Source organism: Streptomyces sp. NPDC051987 (genome assembly GCF_040680735.1).
In the GTDB taxonomy this organism is placed as follows: Bacteria; Actinomycetota; Actinomycetes; order Streptomycetales; family Streptomycetaceae; genus Streptomyces.
The window spans coordinates 19323-36456 of sequence record NZ_JBFAXI010000090.1 but is presented as its reverse complement, the minus strand read 5'-3'; the positions used below and the strand labels follow the sequence as shown (position 1 = coordinate 36456).

General features: G+C 72.4%; 17 protein-coding genes. 2 read left to right on the top strand and 15 right to left on the bottom strand.

Annotated elements, in window-relative coordinates:
- The 5 genes from der to aroH form a co-directional block, all read right to left on the bottom strand.
- On the bottom strand, window positions 1-1538 hold a 1538-nt coding region (der, locus tag AB0M11_RS33310), incomplete at its 3' end, for a ribosome biogenesis GTPase Der (protein WP_365711850.1).
- A gap of 77 nt (window positions 1539-1615) precedes the next feature.
- A complete protein-coding gene (locus AB0M11_RS33305) occupies window positions 1616-2203 on the bottom strand; it encodes a lysophospholipid acyltransferase family protein (RefSeq protein WP_365711854.1) in 588 nt (195 codons plus the stop codon).
- A 53-nt stretch (window positions 2204-2256) separates the two neighbouring features.
- Window positions 2257-2943: a (d)CMP kinase gene (gene cmk / locus AB0M11_RS33300; RefSeq protein WP_365711849.1), complete on the bottom strand. Its 687-nt coding sequence runs from the start codon at window positions 2941-2943 to the stop codon at window positions 2257-2259.
- A gap of 108 nt (window positions 2944-3051) precedes the next feature.
- A complete protein-coding gene (locus AB0M11_RS33295) occupies window positions 3052-4137 on the bottom strand; it encodes a prephenate dehydrogenase (RefSeq protein ID WP_365711848.1) in 1086 nt (361 codons plus the stop codon).
- Complete coding sequence (aroH, locus tag AB0M11_RS33290) at window positions 4134-4496, bottom strand: chorismate mutase (protein ID WP_365711847.1); 363 nt, start codon at window positions 4494-4496, stop codon at window positions 4134-4136. Before aroH ends, AB0M11_RS33295 begins: the two co-directional genes overlap by 4 nt.
- 319 nt (window positions 4497-4815) lie before the next feature.
- Between aroH and AB0M11_RS33285 the strand changes: the two genes are divergently transcribed.
- Window positions 4816-5313, top strand: coding sequence for a Rieske (2Fe-2S) protein (locus AB0M11_RS33285; RefSeq protein WP_365711846.1), 498 nt, complete (start codon window positions 4816-4818; stop codon window positions 5311-5313).
- Between the two features lie 22 nt (window positions 5314-5335).
- A complete protein-coding gene (locus AB0M11_RS33280) occupies window positions 5336-6091 on the top strand; it encodes a nucleotidyltransferase domain-containing protein (protein WP_365711845.1) in 756 nt (251 codons plus the stop codon).
- Here the strand turns inward: AB0M11_RS33280 and AB0M11_RS33275 are convergent.
- From AB0M11_RS33275 to AB0M11_RS33230, 10 genes are all read right to left on the bottom strand, one after another.
- Entirely contained in the window at window positions 6063-7085 is a 1023-nt protein-coding gene (locus AB0M11_RS33275; protein WP_365711844.1) for an ADP-ribosylglycohydrolase family protein, read from the bottom strand. The two genes, AB0M11_RS33280 and AB0M11_RS33275, sit on opposite strands and share 29 nt — an antisense overlap.
- A complete protein-coding gene (locus tag AB0M11_RS33270; protein ID WP_365711853.1) occupies window positions 7082-7801 on the bottom strand; it encodes an NUDIX domain-containing protein in 720 nt (239 codons plus the stop codon). The genes AB0M11_RS33275 and AB0M11_RS33270 overlap by 4 nt, the downstream gene beginning before the upstream one ends.
- Window positions 7802-7992: 191 nt before the next feature.
- Window positions 7993-9114 (bottom strand): pseudouridine synthase, encoded by a 1122-nt coding sequence (locus tag AB0M11_RS33265; protein ID WP_365711843.1) that lies wholly within the window; start codon window positions 9112-9114, stop codon window positions 7993-7995.
- Window positions 9114-9767 carry an SMC-Scp complex subunit ScpB gene (gene scpB, locus AB0M11_RS33260; protein WP_365711842.1) on the bottom strand — a complete coding sequence of 218 codons (654 nt, stop codon included), beginning with the start codon at window positions 9765-9767 and terminating at the stop codon, window positions 9114-9116. The genes AB0M11_RS33265 and scpB overlap by 1 nt, the downstream gene beginning before the upstream one ends.
- Window positions 9764-10855: a segregation/condensation protein A gene (locus AB0M11_RS33255; RefSeq protein WP_365711841.1), complete on the bottom strand. Its 1092-nt coding sequence runs from the start codon at window positions 10853-10855 to the stop codon at window positions 9764-9766. The genes scpB and AB0M11_RS33255 overlap by 4 nt, the downstream gene beginning before the upstream one ends.
- An 18-nt stretch (window positions 10856-10873) precedes the next feature.
- Window positions 10874-11467, bottom strand: coding sequence for a hypothetical protein (locus AB0M11_RS33250; protein ID WP_365711840.1), 594 nt, complete (start codon window positions 11465-11467; stop codon window positions 10874-10876).
- Entirely contained in the window at window positions 11452-12579 is a 1128-nt protein-coding gene (locus AB0M11_RS33245; protein ID WP_365711839.1) for a ParA family protein, read from the bottom strand. The genes AB0M11_RS33250 and AB0M11_RS33245 overlap by 16 nt, the downstream gene beginning before the upstream one ends.
- A 404-nt stretch (window positions 12580-12983) precedes the next feature.
- A complete protein-coding gene (ald, locus tag AB0M11_RS33240) occupies window positions 12984-14108 on the bottom strand; it encodes an alanine dehydrogenase (protein WP_365711838.1) in 1125 nt (374 codons plus the stop codon).
- A 137-nt stretch (window positions 14109-14245) separates the two neighbouring features.
- Window positions 14246-16321, bottom strand: a complete 2076-nt coding sequence (locus AB0M11_RS33235; RefSeq protein ID WP_365711837.1) for a tetratricopeptide repeat protein — start codon at window positions 16319-16321, stop codon at window positions 14246-14248.
- Window positions 16322-16503: 182 nt separating this feature from the next.
- Window positions 16504-17130 carry an NUDIX hydrolase gene (locus tag AB0M11_RS33230; RefSeq protein WP_365711836.1) on the bottom strand — a complete coding sequence of 209 codons (627 nt, stop codon included), beginning with the start codon at window positions 17128-17130 and terminating at the stop codon, window positions 16504-16506.
- Between the last annotated feature and the right edge of the window lie 4 nt (window positions 17131-17134).

Genomic DNA, 17134 nt, shown 5'->3' with positions numbered 1-17134 from the left:
GGGAGGAGGCGGCCGCCCACTTCGGCTGGCTGGCGGGCTTCGTCGGCAACGACAACCCGACGTCCGGCGCCGCGCTTCTCCCGCACCCGCACGGAGATGTGGATCGGCGTGCCCTCGAAGCCGAACTCCTCGCGCAGCCGGCGCTCGATGAACCGCCGGTAGCCCGCCTCGATGAAGCCGGAGGCGAAGAGGACGAACCGCGGCGGCTTGGTGCCGGCCTGGGTGCCGAACAGGATGCGCGGCTGCTTGCCGCCCCGCACCGGGTGCGGGTGGGCGGAGACCAGCTCACCGAGGAAGGCGTTGAGACGGCCGGTGGGCACGCGGGTCTCCCAGCCGGCGAGGGCGGTCTCGATCGCCGGGACCAGCTTCTCCATGTGCCGGCCGGTGCGTGCCGAGACGTTGACGCGGGGCGCCCAGGCCACCTGGCCGAGCTCGGTCTCGATCTCACGCTCCAGGTAGTAGCGGCGCTCCTCGTCGAGGGTGTCCCACTTGTTGAAGGCGAGGACGACTGCGCGGCCCGCCTCGACGGCCATGGTGACGATGCGCTGGTCCTGCACCGAGATGGACTCGGAGGCGTCGAGCAGGATGACCGCGAGCTCGGCCTTCTCCACCGCCGCCGCGGTGCGCAGCGAGGCGTAGTAGTCGGCGCCCTGCTGGAGGTGGACGCGCTTGCGGATGCCGGCGGTGTCGACGAACTTCCAGGTGACGCCGCCGAGTTCGATCAGTTCGTCGACCGGGTCGCGGGTGGTACCGGCGAGTTCGTTGACGACCACGCGTTCCTCGCCCGCCACCTTGTTGAGGAGGGAGGACTTGCCGACGTTCGGGCGGCCGATCAGGGCGATCCGGCGGGGGCCGCCGACGCCGGGGCCGCCGAAGGTCTGCTCGGGGGCCTCGGGCAGCGCCTCCAGGACGGCGTCCAGCATGTCGCCGGTGCCGCGGCCGTGCAGGGCGGAGACCGGGTGCGGCTCGCCGAGGCCGAGGGACCAGAGGTAGGCCGCGTCGGCCTCGCCGCTGGGGCCGTCGACCTTGTTGGCGGCCAGCACGACGGGCTTGCCGGCCTTGCGCAGCAGGCGGACGACCGCCTCGTCGGTGTCGGTCGCCCCGACCTTGGCGTCGACGACGAACACGACCGCGTCGGCCGCCTCGATCGCGTACTCGGCCTGGGCCGCCACCGACGCGTCGATGCCGAGGACGTCCTGTTCCCAGCCCCCGGTGTCGACCACCTTGAAGCGGCGGCCCGCCCACTCGGCCTCGTAGGTCACCCGGTCCCGGGTGACGCCGGGCTTGTCCTCGACGACCGCCTCGCGGCGGCCGATGATGCGGTTGACCAGAGTCGACTTGCCGACATTGGGGCGGCCGACGACGGCGAGGACGGGCAGCGGGCCGTGGCCGGCCGCCTCGATGGCACCCTCGACGTCCTCGACGTCGAAGCCCTCTTCGGCGGCGAGCTCCATGAACTCCGCGTACTCGGCGTCGCCGAGCGCCCCGTGGTCGTGCTCGTGCTCAGCCGAGCCGCCGGGCTGGATGTGGTCGTTCATGAAGTCCGTACCTCGTCGTTCATCGTGGTGATCGGTGGACCAGCCGCTCAACGGTCCGGTCCACTACTCAGTGTCGCCTAGCGTCCGGTCAGACGCCTGGCGTTTTCCAGGTGGCCGGCGAGCTGCTTCTGGATGCGCTCGGTGGCCTCGTCCAGGGCCTTGCGGGTGCGCCGACCGGTGCCGTCGCCCGCCTCGAAGGGGTCGCCGAAGACGACGTCGACGCGGGAGCGCAGCGGGGGCAGCCCCTTGATCAACCGTCCACGGCGCTCGGAGCTTCCCAGCACGGCCACCGGGACGATCGGCGCCCCGGAGCGGACCGCGAAGTAGGCGAGCCCGGCGCGCAGCGCGGCGAAGTCGCCGTCGCCCCGGCTGCCCTCCGGGAAGATGCCGAGCACGCCGCCGGCCTCCAGGACGCCGAGCGCCCGGGTGACGGCGGTGCGGTCGGTGGAGTGCCGGTCCACCTTCAGCTGCCCGATCCGGGTCAGGAACGGGTCGAGCGGCCCGACGAACGCCTCCTTCTTGATGAGGAAGTGTGTCGGCCGGGGCGCCACGCCCATGACCATGGGGCCGTCGATGTTGTGCGAGTGGTTCACGGCGAGGATCGCCGGGCCCTGCGCGGGCACCTTCCAGGCACCGAGCACGCGCGGCTTCCACAGGCCGTACATCAGGCCGACCCCGATGCGGCGCCCGGTCTCGGCACCGCGCTGCGACGGAAGACTCACTTTCCGGCCCGCTTCTCCTCGACGAGGGTGACGACGCACTCGACGACCTGGGCCAGCGTCAGCTCGGTGGTGTCCACCTCGACCGCGTCGTCGGCCTTGGCGAGCGGCGAGGTCTTGCGGGTCGAGTCGGCCGCGTCCCGCCGGACCAGGGCCTCGCGGGTGGCGTTGACGTCGGCGCCCTTCAGCTCGCCGCTGCGCCGGGCCGCGCGGGCCTCCGGGGAGGCGGTGAGGAAGACCTTCAGGTCGGCGTCGGGCAGCACGGTCGTGCCGATGTCCCGGCCCTCGACGACTATGCCGGCCGCGGCGGCGCGGGCCAGGGACCGCTGCAGCTCGCTGATCCGGGTCCGCACCTCGGGCACCGCGCTGACCGCGCTGACCTTGGAGGTGACCTCCTCGGTGCGGATCGGGCCGGAGACGTCCACGCCGTCGACGGTGATCGTCGGCTTGACCGGGTCGGTCCCCGAGACGATCTCCGGCTTGCCGGCCACCGCGGCGATCGCGGTCGGGTCGGTGAGGTCGATGCCGTTGTTCACCATCCACCAGGTGATCGCCCGGTACTGGGCGCCGGTGTCCAGGTAGCTCAGACCGAGCTGCTCGGCCACGGCCTTGGAGGTGCTCGACTTGCCGGTGCCCGAGGGGCCGTCGATCGCGACAATCACGGGCTTTACGGCGCCGTTTTCCACGGGGGGACACCTTCCGGGTGCAGGGTGGTGGGTGGTGAGGGGGCGACGGTGCGCCCCGCACAAGGTTACCGGCCCCCGGGACCGCTGTTCTCAGCGCCGCCGCCGCGGCTACTGGCGCAGCGCCCAGCCCCGGTCCCGCAGCGCCGACGTGAGCATGGGCACCGCCTTCGGCTCCACCCAGAGCTGGACGTGTCCGGCCTGCTGACCGGTCGCGTGCTCGATCCGGACGTCCTCCACGTTGACCCCGGCCGCCCCGGCGTCCGCGAAGATCCGGGCCAGCTGGCCGGGCTGGTCGTCGATGAGCACCGCCACGACCTCGTACGCGCGCGGCGCCGAGCCGTGCTTGCCGGGTACCCGCACCTGGCCGGCGTTACCGCGGCGCAGCACGTCCTCGATGCCCGCGCCGCCCTCGCGCCGCTTGGCCTCGTCGGAGGACTGCAGGGCGCGCAGGGCGCGGACCGTCTCGTCGAGGTCGGCGGAGACGTCGGCGAGCAGGTCGGCGACCGGGCCGGGGTTGGCGGAGAGGATGTCGATCCACATGCGGGGGTCGGAGGCGGCGATCCGGGTCACGTCCCGGATGCCCTGCCCGCACAGCCGTACGGCCGACTCGTCGGCGTGCTCCAGACGGGCCGCGACCATGCTGGAGACGAGGTGGGGCATGTGGGAGACCAGGGCCACCGCGCGGTCGTGGGCGTCGGCGTCCATGACCACCGGCAGGGCCCGGCAGTGCGAGACCAGCTCCAGGGCGAGGTTGAGCACCTCGGTGTCGGTGTCCCGGGTCGGGGTGAGCACCCAGGGCCGGCCCTCGAAGAGGTCGGCGGTGGCGGCCAGCGGCCCGGACTTCTCCCGGCCCGACATGGGATGGGTCCCGATGTACGTCGAGAGGTCCAGGCCCCTGGCCTCCAGCTCGCGGCGCGGGCTGCCCTTGACGCTGGCCACGTCGGCGTAGCCACGGGCCACTCCCCTGCTCATCGCGTCCGCGAGGACGGTGGCGACGTGGGCGGGCGGGGCGGCGACGATCGCCAGGTCGACCCGGCCGTCAGGGGTCTCGTCGGTGCCGGCGCCGAGCGCGGCCGCGGTCCGGGCCTGCTCCGGGTCGTGGTCGGCGAGGTGGACGACGACACCCCGCTGGGCGAGGGCGAGCGCGGCGGACGTACCGATGAGACCGGTACCGATGACGAGCGCGGTCCTCACTGGGCGATGTCCTTGCGCAGGGCCGCGGCGGCGCCGAGGTAGACGTGGGTGACGTCCGCGCGGGGCCGGTCGGTCTCGATGTGCGCGAGTATCCGTACGACGCGGGGCATCGCGCCCGCGATGTCCAGCTCCTGCGCGCAGATCAGCGGTACGTCGACGATGCCGAGCTTGCGCGCGGCGGCCGCCGGGAAGTCGCTGTGCAGGTCGGGGGTGGCGGTGAACCAGATGCTGATCAGGTCGTCGGCGGTCAGGCCGTTGCGCTCCAGGACGGCCGTGAGCAGCGCTCCGACCTGTTCGTCCATGTGCCCGGCCTCGTCCCGCTCCAGCTGGACGGCCCCCCGGACCGCTCGTACCGCCACGGCGCTGCTCCTCTTCTGACGTCGGCCTCTTGGTCCGGCCAGCCTAGTCAGACCGCCGCCGGGACCGTGTGCCGCGCCCGCCCGCTGAGACGCTGCGGGCTTTCGGGACCGTCGCCCGCCATGGCCCCAATGTCACGTGTGGTGCCCGCTTCCGCCACTCGGGGCGAAACATCGCCTGTTTCATTGCTCTCCGCCCCGATTTGCTTCGTATGTGCGTCTTTCGGTGCCACGATGCTGCTGCTCCGCTCGGAGCGACTGCCCGGCTGGCCGTCCGGCTGACGTCAGCCTTCTGGTTCTTCCGCACGTTCGGGGTGACGACATGACCGACGGCTCCACTCGGCGCACCGTGCTCACGACCGGTACCGCGGCGCTCGTGGCGACCTGCGTGGGTTGCGGCAACAACAGTGGCAACAGCTCCTCCAGCTCGTCCGAGACACCTGCCGCGCCCCCGTCGCCCACTGAAGGATCGCCCACCGCAGGATCGCCCACCGCGGGTTCATCCGCCTCCGGACCGGCGAGCGCGTCCGCCGGGAAGGCGCTGGCGCGGACGAGTGAGATCCCGGAGGGCGGCGGCATGATCTTCAAGGAGCAGAGGATCGTGGTGACCCAGCCGACGAAGGGCGAGTTCAAGGCCTTCTCGGCGATCTGCACCCACATGGGCTGCACGGTGAACCGGGTGGCTGACGGCACCATCGACTGCCCCTGCCACGGCAGCAGGTTCCACATCGCCGACGGCGCGGTGGCCCACGGCCCGGCGACCAGGCCACTGCCGGCGGAGTCGATCATGATCAGCGGAAATTCGATCATTCGGGGGTGACCGGCCGCGTACGCTCCCGGGCATGCAGCCCGAGGACCTGGTACGCGACCACACGATCTACGCCTGTGTCATGGGGTCGCGCGCCTTCGGCCTGGCCACGGCGGGCAGCGACACCGACCGCCGGGGCGTGTTCCTCGCCCCCACTCCCCTGTTCTGGGGCTTCGAGAAGCCGCCGACCCATGTCGAGGGGCCGGGCGAGGAGCGGTTCTCCTGGGAGCTGGAACGGTTCTGCGAGCTGGCGCTGCGGGCCGACCCGAACATCCTGGAGTGCCTGCACTCGCCCCTGGTCGAGCACGTCGACGACACCGGCCGCGAACTGCTCGCCCTGCGCGGCGCCTTCCTCTCCCGGCGCGCCCACGACACCTTCACCCGGTACGCCCTCGGCCAGCGCCGCAAGCTCGACGCGGACCTCCGCGTGCACGGCGCCCCGCGCTGGAAGCACGCGATGCACCTGCTGCGGCTTCTGACCAGCGCCCGCGACCTGCTGCGCACCGGCGAGCTGACGATCGACGTCGGCGACCGCCGCGCGCAGTTCCTGGCCGTGAAGCGGGGCGAGGTCTCCTGGGCGGAGGTCGAGACCCGGATGGCCCGGCTCGCCACAGAGACCGAGCGGGCCCTGCGGGGCAGCCCGCTCCCGGCGGAACCGGACCACGCGCGCGTGGCCGACTTCCTGTTCCGGGCCCGCCGGGACTCAGCCCTCCGGGCGCACGGGGAGCACCTGGGCGGGCGGCAGGCCGTCGATCACGCCGTCAGGCGTCCCAGAGCGCGCCCAGGGTGAGCAGGTCGCCGCCGTACTCGATCCGGTCGGCCCACTCCGTCGGCCAGGCGTCCCCGCCCAGCCAGGCGCCCGCGAAGGCCCCGGTGAGGCAGGCGATCGAGTCCGAGTCTCCGGAGGAGCAGGCGGCCCGGCGCAGCGCGAGCAGCGGCTCGCCGGGGAAGAGCAGGAAGCAGAGCAGACCGGTGGCCAGGGCCTCCTCGGCGATCCAGCCGGCGCCGGTGGCCAGGCAGGGGTCGGCCTCCGGCGAGGCGGTCCGCACAGCCTCCTGGAGACGGTCGAGGATCTCCAGGCACTCGTCCCAGCCGCGCGCGATGAAAGCCTCGGGGGTGGCGTCGTGGCTGCGCGTCCACAGGTCGCCGAGCCAGCTGTGGTGGTAGCGGGTGCGGTTCTCCCGGGCGTACGACCGCAACTGCCCGACGAGACCGTCCGGTTCGGCCCCCTGCGCGAGCAGGTGCACGGCCCGCGCGGTGAGGTCCGAGGCGGCCAGGGCGGTGGGGTGGCCGTGGGTGAGCGCGGACTGCAACTGGGCGGCCCCGGCACGCTGTTCGTCGCTCAGTCCGGGCGCGAGCCCGACGGGCGCGACCCGCATGTTGGCGCCGCAGCCCTTGGAGTCGATCTGGCTGGCGTCCTGCCAGAGCCGCCCCTCCTCCTTCAGCAGGTTGCAGGCCCGCAGGCAGGTCCGGCCGGGTGCCCGGTTGTTCTCGGGCGACTGGTACCAGTTCACGAACTCCTCGCGCAGCGGCCGCTCCAGCCGCTTGGGCGCGAGCACCCCGCGGTCCATGGCGGTGCGCATCGCGTGCGCCACGGCGAGGGTCATCTGGGTGTCGTCCGAGACGAGGGCCCGCCGCGGCAGCTCCATCTCCCGCCACGGCCCGAACTTGGCGAGGATGGACGGCACGTCGTTGAACTCGGTGGGGAAGCCGAGTGCGTCCCCGAGGGCGAGGCCGATCAGGGAGCCGGTGGCGGCGCGCTTGTCGCCGATGTTCGCGGTCATGCGGGGCGTCCTTCCCGGGACGGGCGGAGCAGGGGCGGGTGGAGCGCGGTGGCGGTGCCCGCGCGGTAGAGGGCGGCCGGTTTGCCGCGGCCACCGGTCAGCCGGGCTGCACCGGGGACGGGTTCGACGAAGCCGGGGGTGGTGAGCACCTTGCGGCGGAAGTTGGGGCGGTCCAGGGCGACGCCCCACACGGTCTCGTAGACGTGCTGCAGCTCGCCGAGCGTGAACTCGGGCGGGCAGAAGGCGGTGGCGAGACAGCTGTACTCCAGCCGCGCGCCGACCCGTTCCCGGGCGTCGGCCAGGATCCGGTCGTGGTCGAAGGCGAGCGGCCGGCCCGGGTCGCAGGGCAGCCAGCGCGCCTGGGCCGCGTCGCCGCCGCCGTGCGGTTCGGGGGCGTCGGGCAGCAGCGCGGTGAAGGCGACGGAGACGACGCGCATCCTCGGGTCGCGATCGGGCTCGCTGTAGGTCCGCAGCTGCTCCAGGTGCAGTCCGGACACGTCCGACAGGCCGGTCTCCTCGGCGAGTTCCCGCCGGGCCGCCGTCTCGGCCGACTCCCGCGGCAGCAGGAAGCCGCCGGGCAGCGCCCACTGTCCGGCGTACGGCTCCTGTCCGCGCTCGACGAGCAGCACGTGCAGGGCGCCGGCGCGGAGGGTGAGGACGGCGAGGTCGACGGTGACGGCGAAGGGTTCGAAGGCGTACTTGTCGTAGCCCTGCATGCGCCCGTCCACCCCCTCGGTCATCGATCCGACTAATAGTCCTCACGACTATAAAGAGGGGAGGGTGCGCACGCAAGCCGTCGGTGGCCGCCGGCGCCCTGTTCGCGGGCATGACGACGGCCGGCCCCGGAGAACCCGGGACCGGCCGTCAAAGAGCCGCGCAGGCCCCTTCGCGGGGCTTCCGAGGCGTCCTAGAGGTCGACTTCCTTCATGAGCATCCCGACCTCGGTGTTGGACAGGCGGCGCAGCCAGCCCGACTTCTGGTCCCCCAGGGTGATCGGCCCGAAGGCGACCCGCACCAGCTTGTCGACCGGGAAGCCGGCCTCCGCCAGCATGCGGCGCACGATGTGCTTGCGCCCCTCGTGCAGGGTCACCTCGACCAGGTAGTTCTTGCCGGTCTGCTCGACCACCCGGAAGTGGTCCGCGCGCGCGTACCCGTCCTCCAGCTGGATGCCGTCCTTGAGCTTCTTGCCCAGGTCGCGCGGGATCGGGCCGACGATGTGCGCGAGGTAGGTCTTCTTCACGCCGTACTTGGGGTGGGTCAGCCGGTGCGCCAGCTCGCCGTGGTTGGTGAGCAGGATGACGCCCTCGGTCTCGGTGTCCAGGCGTCCCACGTGGAAGAGCCGGGTCTCCCGGTTGGTGACGTAGTCGCCGAGGCACTGCCGCCCGTCGGGGTCCTCCATGGTGGAGACGACACCGGCCGGCTTGTTCAGCGAGAAGAACTGGTACGACTGCGTGGCGACCGTCAGGCCGTCGACACGGACCTCGTCCTTCTCCGGGTCGACGCGCTTGCCCTGCTCCAGGACGATCTCGCCGTTGACCTCGACACGGGCCTGCTCGATCAGCTCCTCGCAGGCGCGCCGGGAACCGTAGCCCGCGCGGGCGAGGACCTTCTGCAGGCGCTCGCCCTCCTGCTCGGCGCCCGGGAAGGTCTTGGGCAGCTTCACGTCCTTCTTGCCCGCGTACCGCTCCCGGTTGCGCTCCTCCGCGCGGGCGTCGTACTCACGGGAGCTCGCCGGGACCGAACGGCCGCGCCCGGTGCTCTGCCCCTGCCGGGGGCCGCCCTTGGCGCCGCCGCGCGCCGAGGCGCCACGGCCCGACTTCGGGCCGTCCTGGGTGGCGCCGGGACCCACGTCGTAGCGCCGCTCCTCGGGGCGCGGCTTCTTCGGCCGGCCGCCCTGCTTGTCGTCGCGGGCGTTCCCGGCGCCGCGGTAGTTACCGCGTCCACCGCTGCTCCCGCCGCGGCCGCCGCTGTTGCCACCACGGCTCCCGCCGTTGTTTCCGCTGCTGTTCCTGCCGCTGCTGCTTCGCATCAAAGTTCCGTCTTGTCGTCTGCGTCCTCGGAATCCGGAGCGTCCGGATCGAACGACGGCACGCCCTCCTGGGTCTCGGCCTCGATCGCCTCCGCCTCCGGGAGGAAGGGCGCGAGCTCCGGGAGCTCGTCCAGACCGCGCAGGCCCATCCGCTCCAGGAAGTAGTTCGTCGTCCTGTACAGGATCGCACCTGTTTCGGGTTCCGCGCCCGCCTCCTCGACCAGACCGCGCTGGAGCAGGGTGCGCATCACACCGTCGCAGTTGACCCCGCGGACGACGGAGACCCGGCTGCGGCTCACCGGCTGGCGGTAGGCGACGACCGCGAGGGTCTCCAGGGCGGCCTGGGTGAGCCGGGCGGTCTGCCCCTCCAGGACCAGCCGCTCGACGGCGGGCGCGTACGCGGCGCGCGTGTAGAAGCGCCAGCCGCCCGCCACGAACCGCAGCTCGAAGCCGCGCCCCTGCGCCGTGTACTCCTCGGCCAGCGCCCGCAGCGCCTTCGTGATCGTCTGCTTGGGCCGCTCCAGGAGCTTGGCCAGGTGCTCGGCGGTGGCGGGCTCGTCCACCACCATGAGCACCGCCTCCAGGGCCGGCTTGAGGTCGAGTTCGGCGACGGGCCGCAGGCCCGCCGGCAGCTCGGTGGTCTCCTCGCTCACGCCTTCTCCTCCTTGGGCGGCTCGGGCGGCCGGTCGAACTCGTCGGTCACCGTCGGCTGGGTTCCCGCGTCCCCGCCGGTCCACCGCACGATCAGATCGCCGAGGGCGGTCTCCTGGTCGAGGGCCACGGCCTTCTCCCGGTACAGCTCCAGGAGGGCCAGGAAACGGGCGACGACGGTGAGCGTGTTGTCGGTGTCCTCGACGAGCACCCGGAAGCTGGCCTCCCCCAGCTCGCGCAGCCGCGCCACCACGATCCCGGCCTGCTCCTGCACGCTGACCAGCGGGGCGTGGATGTGGTCGACGTACACCTGCGGCTTGGGCCTGGGCTGCATCGCCTTGACCGCGAGCTTGGCGAACCCCTCCGGGCCGATGCTGATGACGACCTCGGGCAGCAGCTCGGCGAGGTGCGGTTCCAGGCCGACGGTACGAGGCCAGCGGCGGGCCTCGTCGTCCAGGCGCCGGTTGAAGATGTCGGCGATCTGCTTGTACGCCCGGTACTGCAGCAGCCGCGCGAACAGCAGGTCCCTGGCTTCCAGCAGCGCCAGGTCGGCCTCGTCCTCGACCTCGGCGGCGGGCAGCAGCCGCGCGGCCTTCAGGTCGAGCAGCGTGGCGGCGACGACGAGGAACTCGGTCGTCTGGTCCAGGTCCCAGTCCGGCCCCATGGCCCGGATGTGCGCCATGAACTCGTCGGTCACCTTGGACAGCGCGACCTCGGTGACGTCCAGCTTGTGCTTGGAGATCAGCTGGAGAAGGAGGTCGAAGGGCCCTTCGAAGTTGGCCAGCCGCACCTTGAAGACACCGTCGGGGGTTTCTGCAGCGCCGGATGCTTCCTCAGGCGCCCCGGCGTTGTGGGCAGGCGTTCCGCTGGGCGATGGGGGTCCCCCCGCTTGAGCGAAGTCGAGGGTGGGGGTGGGTGGGCACAACGCCCCACCGGCCTCGGCCGGACCCACGACCTCAGCGGACGACGGCCCCCCGTCCACCAGGGGTACCGCTTCCTGCGCCGGAGGCGCACCCCCCGGCCCCCTCCCCAGCGCACGCCGACGTCCGCCGGAGGAGGCACCGGATGCGGGAACGTCGTTCGAGGTCATAGCCCCCGCAGGCTACCCCTAACGGCCCCGCAGCCGTCGTACGAGGATGCTCGCGTCACCGCGGGACTCCAGGTCGGCCAGGACCACGGCGACCGCCTCGCGGACGATCCGGCCCCGGTCCACGGCCAGCCCGTGCTCACCCCGGAGCACCAGACGGGCGTGCTCCAGGTCCATGAGCTCCTCGGCGGAGACGTAGACGGTGATCTTCTCGTCGTGCCGCTCGCGACCGCTGGGCCGCCGGGCCGGCGCCCGGCCACCGCGCTTGCGCGGCTGGGCCTGGGGGTCGACGCCAGAACCTTCCTGCGCCCCCTGCCGGCGCTGCCCGGAGGGCGCCACCGTGGCCTGCGCCCCGTGGTTGCGGGACTCCCCGGCGTCGACCGGCTCGGCCTCCGCCGCCACGTGCTCCGCGCCCTCCCCGTCGCCGCCCTGCACGGGCACCGACTGGGGCACGTCCTCGGCGGCCGCGGCCGCCGTCTCGTCGCTCTCCCCCGCGGGAGCCGGCACCCGGGCCTCGCCGTTGGCCGGGCGCCTGGGGCTGGACGGCTGCAGCGCCATCCCCCCGGTCGTACGGAACAGTTCGTCGGCCCCGGGCAGACTCACTCGGCGTGACACCGGGCGAGCACCTCCCTGGCGAGCTGGCGGTAGGCGGCGGCACCGACGGAGTTGGAGGCGTACGTGGTGATCGGCTCACCGGCGACCGTGGTCTCCGGGAAGCGGACCGTGCGGCCGATGACCGTGTGGTAGACGTGGTCGTCGAACGCCTCGACCACACGGGCCAGCACCTCCCGGCTGTGCACCGTGCGCGAGTCGTACATCGTGGCGAGGATGCCGTCGAGCTCCAGATCCGGGTTGAGCCGCTCCTGGACCTTCTCGATCGTCTCGGTCAGCAGGGCGACGCCACGCAGGGCGAAGAACTCGCACTCCAGCGGCACGATCACCTTGTGGGCGGCCGTCAGCGCGTTGACCGTGAGCAGGCCGAGCGAGGGCTGACAGTCGATCACGATGTAGTCGTAGTCGGGCAGCAGCGGCTTGAGGGCGCGCTGCAGCGTCGACTCGCGGGCGACCTCCGAGACCAGCTGGACCTCGGCGGCCGACAGGTCGATGTTGGAGGGCAGCAGGTCCATGTTGGGGACCGCGGTCTTCAGGAGGACCTCGTCGGCCGCCATGCCCCGCTCCATGAGCAGGTTGTAGACGGTGAGGTCGAGCTCCATCGGGTTGACGCCGAGACCGACCGACAGCGCGCCCTGCGGGTCGAAGTCCACGAGCAGCACCCGCCGGCCGTACTCCGCGAGCGCGGCACCCAGGTTGATGGTCGACGTGGTCTTGCCGACGCCGCCCTTCTGGTTGCACATCGCGATGATCGTCGCGGGGCCGTGACTGGTCACCGGGCCCGGGATCGGGAAGTACGGCAGCGGGCGCCCGGTCGGGCCGACGCGCTCACGGCGCTGGCGGGCAGCGTCGGGCGCGAGCGTGGCCGCGTACTCCGGATCGGGCTCGTACTCGGCGTCGGGGTCGTAGAAGTGCCCGTCGGGCAGTTCGTCGTAGTCGGCGAATTGGTTGTGGGGCGCGCCACTTCCGTCGCCGGCCATGGCGTTCACGTGATGGCCATCCATGCTCTGGTGTGCTGTCCGCGTGGTCAGCGGACTCTGGGCTGCTGCGAAGGTACGCACCGCGACGGAGCCGACAGCCTCGAACCCCGCGGGACCCTGGCCCCGTACCGGCATTCCTGGTTGACCACCCCCGGGAGAAAATGTCGACTCATTCACAAGTCGTCTTACCTCCTTGGTGACCAGGAAACTTCTAGACAGGTCAGCGTGGCACTATGCCGACGGTTGGCGACTCTATGGCGTGTCGGGCGTTCGCAGCAACACAATCCGCCGGACCCGGCAGGATGTGTCGGCAATGAAACATCCCGCTGTCAAGGGCGTACGGCCGTCGCACAGCAGGTTTCACCGGTGTGCGAATCGGTCGAAGGGTTACGTTCGAGGCGAGTTGACCGCAAGTCGCAAAGTGACCATACACACATCCGGCCGGACCTTGTCGGGCAAGGTCCGGCCGGTTGTGCGTGCTTGATGCGGCTTGTTGACGTATCGCCTTTACGAAAAGGTGACTTGCCGGTCGGTCCGGCTCAGCCGATCAGCGTGTCGAGGTCCACGTGGTCCAGGCCGTGCGCCTCGGCGACCTCCTTGTAGACCACCTTGCCGTCATGGGTGTTGAGCCCCTTGGCGAGCGCGGCGTCGCGGCGCAGCGCCTCCGCCCAGCCGTTGTCCGCGAGCGACACGATGTACGGCAGCGTGGCGTTGGTGAGCGCGTAGGTGGAGGTGTTGGGCACCGCGCCGGGCATGTTGGCGACGCAGTAGAAGACCGACTCGTGGACCTTGAAGGTCGGCTCGGCGTGCGTGGTGGGACGGGAGTCCTCGAAGCAGCCGCCCTGGTCGATCGCGATGTCGACAAGGACACTTCCCGGCTTCATCCGGGAGACCAGCTCGTTGGTGACGAGCTTGGGGGCCTTGGCGCCCGGGATGAGCACGGCGCCGATCACGAGGTCGGCCTCCAGGCAGGCCTTCTCCAGCTCGAAGGAGTTGGACATGACGGCCTTGACCTTGGTGCCGAAGATCCGGTCGGCCTCGCGCAGCTTGTTGATGTCGCGGTCGAGCAGGGTCACGTCGAAGCCCATGCCGATGGCGATCTGCACGGCGTTCCAGCCGGAGACGCCGCCGCCGATGACGACGGCCTTGGCGGGCAGCACGCCCGGGACACCGCCGGGCAGGACGCCACGGCCGCCCGCGGCGCGCATCAGGTGATAGGCGCCCACCTGCGGGGCGAGCCGGCCGGCCACCTCGGACATGGGCGCGAGCAGCGGGAGCGCGCGGCTCGGCAGCTCGACGGTCTCGTAGGCGATCGCCGTGGTGCCGGACTCCAGGAGGGCGTCCGTGCACTCCTTGGAGGCGGCCAGGTGCAGGTACGTGAAGAGGGTCTGGTCCTTGCGGAGGCGGTGGTACTCCTCCGCGATCGGCTCCTTGACCTTCAGCAGCAGGTCGGCGGTGGCCCACACCTCGTCGGCGGTGTCCAGGATCGCGGCACCCGCGGCCACGTACTCGTCGTCCGGGATCGACGAGCCGAGGCCCGCGCCACGCTCGACGACGACCTGGTGGCCGTGGCGCACCAGCTCATGCACGCCGGCCGGGGTGATGGCCACCCGGAACTCGTTGTTCTTGACCTCGCGGGGGATGCCGACCTTCACGTCGATCACGGTCCTTGGCTCAGAGGGTGTGTGGGGGCATAGCTGCACATACCCGGCATGCGGCGGCATACCAGGAGACACCGCGGAAGAACCGGCGGCAGAGCCAGTTTAATGAAGGCGTTCCGGCTGTCTAGCCTTTCATTGCATCAATCTTCGCCGGATGTACTGCGGATTTCGCAGGTGTTAGCGCCGTGTTCCGGGTCAGAGCCGGGCTCCACGGGCTCGCAGAGGTCCCGCGGCTCCTCACCCAGCATGCGCTCGGCGGCCGACCGGTGCAGGCTCGCGGCGGTGGAGTCGCCCAGTCGCTCCAGCGTGTCGGCGAGCCGCAGCTGGAGCGCCGCCTGGAGCCGGGTGTCCTCGGCGCGGCGCGCCCACTCGACCGCCTCCTGGCAGGTGCGCAGCGACTCCTCGGGCCGGCCGGCGTACTCCTGGACCCGCGCCAGCTCGCTCAACGCCCTTGCCTGCGCAGGGACATCACCGTTCTTCCGGTGGCCGGAAACAGCCGCCCGCCAGGCCCGCAGCGCCTCGCCGTACCGGCCCGCGTAGGTGTGCGCGCCGGCGATCCGGCCGTACAGCCGGGCCGCCTCGGCGCGCTCGCCGCGGGCCAGGCGCTCGGCGAGGGCCCGGCCGAACCAGTCGGCGGCCCGGTCGTAGTCGCCGAGCTCCTGGTACGCGCCACCTACGGATTCCATTGCGCGACCGGTCGCGTACGGGTCATGTGCGCGGCGTCCGGCGTCCAGCGCGGACCGATAGCGCACCAGCGCGGCCGCCGTGCGTCCGGTCTGCGCGTCCAGGTCGCCGAGGTTCAGCAGCGCGGCGGCCTGCTCGCGGTGCAGCCCGCGGCGCCGGGCGACGTCGAGCACGAGACCGTGGATGCCGTACAGGTCGGAGGCCGCGGCCTGGGTGCCGAGGTGTGCCACCATGGCCTTGACCAGCTGCGCCATCAGGCGGCGGGCCAGTGTGTCGAGCTCGCCGTCGGCGACCGCCGCGCGGGCCGCGGCCAGCAGGGCCGGGCGCCGGGCGTACAGCCAGTCGGCGGCGGCCCGGGGGGTGGGGAAGCGCAGCTCACGGGGGAGCGCCTGGAGCTTCTCCCGGGCCTGCGGGTTGTCGGTCTCGGTGATCGCCCGGCAGGACTGCAACAGCCGTACGGTGCGCTCCAGCATCCGGGCGCGGGCCAGCTGGAGCTCCCCGGCCCGCTCCTGGTTCTCGGCCAGCGCCCGGAGCAGCGGGTGCAGGCAGCCGGGGACCTCGTACTGGGGCAGCGGGGAGGCCACGGGGCGCAGCAGGCCCAGGCGGACCAGCTCGTCCAGGGTGGTGCGGGCGGTGTCGACCGAGCAGCCGGCCAGGGCGGAGGCGGTGTGCGGGTCGGCCAGCCCGGCCGGGGCAAGGCTGAGCAGGCGCAGTATCCGGGCGGACCGGTCCGGCAGCTGGTCGTGCGCGAACCGGAAGACCCGGGCCAGCGCGGTGGCGTCGTCCGGCTCGGCGTGCAGCCGTTTGGCGAGGTCGGAGACGGCCGCCTGGGGGCGGGCGGCGAGCCAGCCGCCGGCCAGGGCGAGCGCGGCGGGCTGTGCCTGGCACGCCTCGACCAGGGACTCGGCGGACCTGGGGTCGACGGTGATGCGGACCGCCCCGGTGTACCGGCTGAGCAGTGTCACGGCCGACTTGGTGTCCAGACCGCCCAGCGTGCACGGCCGGACGTCCGAGATCCCGGTGAGCGGGCCGCCGGAGACGGCGACGGCCAGGCAGTCCGGGGTGTCGGGGAGCAGGACGTCGACCTCTTCGGCGCCGGGCGCGTCGTCGAGCAGGAGCAGCATCCGGCGTCCGGCGAGGGCCGTGCGCACGGCGTGGGTGAGGTCGTCCGCGGCGGCGCCGGCCGGGGTGGGCAGGCGCAGGGCGGTGAGCAGGTCGCGGGCGGTGCGCTCGGTCGGCACCGGGGTGCCGTCGGGCTCGGCGAGGCGGGCGCGCAGCACCCCGTCGGGGTAGTCGGGGGCGACCTGCCGGACGAGTTCCTCGGCGAGGGCGGTGCGCCCGGAGCCGGGCCTGCCCGCGATCAGCAGCACCCGGGCGCGGGGCGCCTTGCGGCCGGCGATGGTGTCCAGGCCCGCGCGCTCGATGTCAGCGCACAGTTCCTTCAACTCCCTTGTACGGCCCAGGAACCGGTCGTCCGTGGCCGCGGGCGTCGAACGCCGTGCGCCGCCTGTGTCCACCGCCTGATCCGTCACGGGCCACACTCCCGTCCCACCGCACACGCAGGCCCGCCGGGGCTCCGGTTCGGGCGTTTCGGCTCAATGGCGTCGAGCCTAGTTCACGTGCGCGGACGTTCCGGGCGGAGCACGACGGAGCACGACGGACGCATCGCCCGATCGGATCAGGCGATGGTCATACCGGTCACCCGGTCGGCGGGTCAGGACTCGAAGGGGCGGGCCGGCCAGGGTGCGTCGGCCGGGCGCAGGGCGTCGAGGCCGTCACCGGTGCGGGCGGCGACCAGCGAGAGGACACCGGTGACCAGGCAGGTGTTGTGCAGGTCGCCGGCGAGGATCAGGCGCACCAGGTCGTCCACCGGCACGCGCGCGTACTCCAGGTCGGTCTCCTCGTGCTCCGACGCGAACCGCTCCCCCTCGGCCTCCGCCAGATCGCGGGCCAGGAAGACCCGTACGGCCTCGTCGCAGCCGCCGGGCGTGGTGTACACGTCGGTCAGCACCCGCCAGTCCTCGGCCTTGACGTGCGCCTCCTCGTAGAGCTCGCGCTGGGCGGCGTGCAGCGGGTTCTCACCGGGGACGTCGAGCAGGCCGGCCGGGATCTCCCAGAGCTTCTGCCGGACCGGGTGCCGGTACTGGCGGATGAGCAGCACCCGGTCCTCCTCGTCGAGGGCGAGGACGGCGACCGAGCCGGGGTGCACCTGGTAGTCGCGGCGGACCACCGTGCCGTCGGGCATGACCACCTCGTCGGTGCGGACCGAGGTCTTGTTGCCCACGAAGGGGGTCTCGGTCGCCCGGATCTCCCACTCCTCGGGGGTGTCCTTGATCGTCATGCCG

What these genes read in the sequence shown, in the direction of transcription:
- AB0M11_RS33305 (WP_365711854.1), bottom strand. Translation starts at nt 2,203, where the DNA reads ATGTACGGCCTGTGGAAGCCGCGCGTGCTCGGTGCCTGGAAGGTGCCC.
- AB0M11_RS33285 (WP_365711846.1), top strand. Translation starts at nt 4,816, where the DNA reads ATGACCGACGGCTCCACTCGGCGCACCGTGCTCACGACCGGTACCGCG.
- AB0M11_RS33280 (WP_365711845.1), top strand. Translation starts at nt 5,336, where the DNA reads ATGCAGCCCGAGGACCTGGTACGCGACCACACGATCTACGCCTGTGTC.
- AB0M11_RS33275 (WP_365711844.1), bottom strand. Translation starts at nt 7,085, where the DNA reads ATGACCGCGAACATCGGCGACAAGCGCGCCGCCACCGGCTCCCTGATC.
- AB0M11_RS33270 (WP_365711853.1), bottom strand. Translation starts at nt 7,801, where the DNA reads ATGCAGGGCTACGACAAGTACGCCTTCGAACCCTTCGCCGTCACCGTC.
- AB0M11_RS33265 (WP_365711843.1), bottom strand. Translation starts at nt 9,114, where the DNA reads ATGCGAAGCAGCAGCGGCAGGAACAGCAGCGGAAACAACGGCGGGAGC.
- AB0M11_RS33255 (WP_365711841.1), bottom strand. Translation starts at nt 10,855, where the DNA reads ATGACCTCGAACGACGTTCCCGCATCCGGTGCCTCCTCCGGCGGACGT.
- AB0M11_RS33245 (WP_365711839.1), bottom strand. Translation starts at nt 12,579, where the DNA reads ATGCCGGTACGGGGCCAGGGTCCCGCGGGGTTCGAGGCTGTCGGCTCC.
- AB0M11_RS33230 (WP_365711836.1), bottom strand. Translation starts at nt 17,130, where the DNA reads ATGACGATCAAGGACACCCCCGAGGAGTGGGAGATCCGGGCGACCGAG.